This is a genomic window from Endozoicomonas sp. SESOKO2 (assembly GCF_024606245.1).
Taxonomy (GTDB): domain Bacteria; phylum Pseudomonadota; class Gammaproteobacteria; order Pseudomonadales; family Endozoicomonadaceae; genus Endozoicomonas_A.
Map to the genome: position 1 here is coordinate 1 of NZ_JAHHPQ010000309.1, position 1355 is coordinate 1355.

The following is a 1355-nucleotide window of genomic DNA, read 5'->3' on the forward strand; positions in this document are numbered from 1 at the left end:
AACAGAGCCCATATCAGGACTTTCAGCCCGTGGTCAATGCCGCGACGCAGTACCACCAGGGATACAATGGCCGCACTTAACCAGAAAAGCATGGGAATACAGGCAAATATGACCGCCAGAAACAATGAATGTTTCGGGCTTTTCATTACCAGTTCCGCCAGTTTACGCATCAAGCAATACCTTCAGTTCCAGAGTTTGCCGACTGATCAGTGACGATCAGTGTATGGCAGCAGTGCGATGTAACGCGCACGCTTGATAGCTGTCGCCAGCTGACGCTGATAACGGGCTTTGGTACCGGTGATACGGCTTGGTACGATCTTGCCAGTTTCAGAAACATAAGCTTTCAGGGTGTTCAGATCTTTGTAATCGATCTCTTTCACGCCTTCAGCGGTGAAACGGCAGAACTTTCTGCGGCGGAAAAAACGTGCCATTGCAACGTCTCCTTGAATTCAACAAATGGTGATGTTCTTAATCCTGCCAGCCTTGGACTGAAACAGCCTTGAGCCAGAGACAGTATTAAGGACGACTTACTCAGCAGCGGCTTCTTCAGTAGCAGCTTCTGGCGCTTCAGCAGCTTCTTCGCGACGCTCTTCACGACGATCGTCACGGCGCTCACGCTTCTCTTCAGCCTGCATCATGATGGATGGCTCGGAAACAGCCTCATCACGACGGATCACCATGTTACGGATAACTGCGTCGTTATAACGGAAGTTATCTGTAAGTTCGTCCAGGATCTCGTTGCTACACTCGATGTTCATCAGAACATAGTGAGCCTTGTGGATCTTGTTGATTGGGTAAGCCAGCTGACGACGACCCCAGTCTTCAAGACGGTGTACCTGACCGCCGTTTTCGCTGATAGCACGTGTGTAACGCTCTATCATGCCTGGTACTTGCTCGCTCTGGTCAGGATGCACCAGAAAAACAATCTCGTAATGACGCATTATTTGCTCCTTACGGGTTAAACAGCCTCCCACACTTCAAATGAAACATACGTTCCATTCTCAGAGCAGTAAGGCAAGGAGATGGGCTTGAAATGACAACCACCTGAAAGATGCCTGCACACCACGCCCAGCATACAAAGAGCGGAGGATTTTAGAGAAGTGTGACCATGGTTGCAAGAATTATAAACCGATGGCAGTCTGCGTTATAACGCTGGAGAGTCCGAGAATCTGAAGCCCGATGCTGCTTTTTATTGAGATAGATCGACAGACCTTCTACGATATCTTTCAATCCTGCCACTTTCTCTCAACAAATGGTCGCCAGTGGGTAAGCTGAATAAATTTCTATTAATTATCGCACTTTTGCTTCCGGATACATCGATGAAACCTTTCACTTCACCGTCAAGGCCGGGGTAA

Annotated in this window: 2 protein-coding genes; both read right to left on the minus strand. The window is 48.6% G+C overall.

Annotated elements, in window-relative coordinates; all coding sequences use genetic code 11:
* Positions 1-206: 206 nt before the first annotated feature.
* Entirely contained in the window at positions 207-431 is a 225-nt protein-coding gene (rpsR, locus tag KDK17_RS07090; protein WP_034835335.1) for a 30S ribosomal protein S18, read from the minus strand.
* A 96-nt stretch (positions 432-527) separates the two neighbouring features.
* On the minus strand, positions 528-941 hold the full coding sequence (gene rpsF / locus KDK17_RS07095; RefSeq protein WP_257281575.1) for a 30S ribosomal protein S6: 414 nt from the start codon (positions 939-941) through the stop codon (positions 528-530).
* Positions 942-1355: the final 414 nt, after the last annotated feature.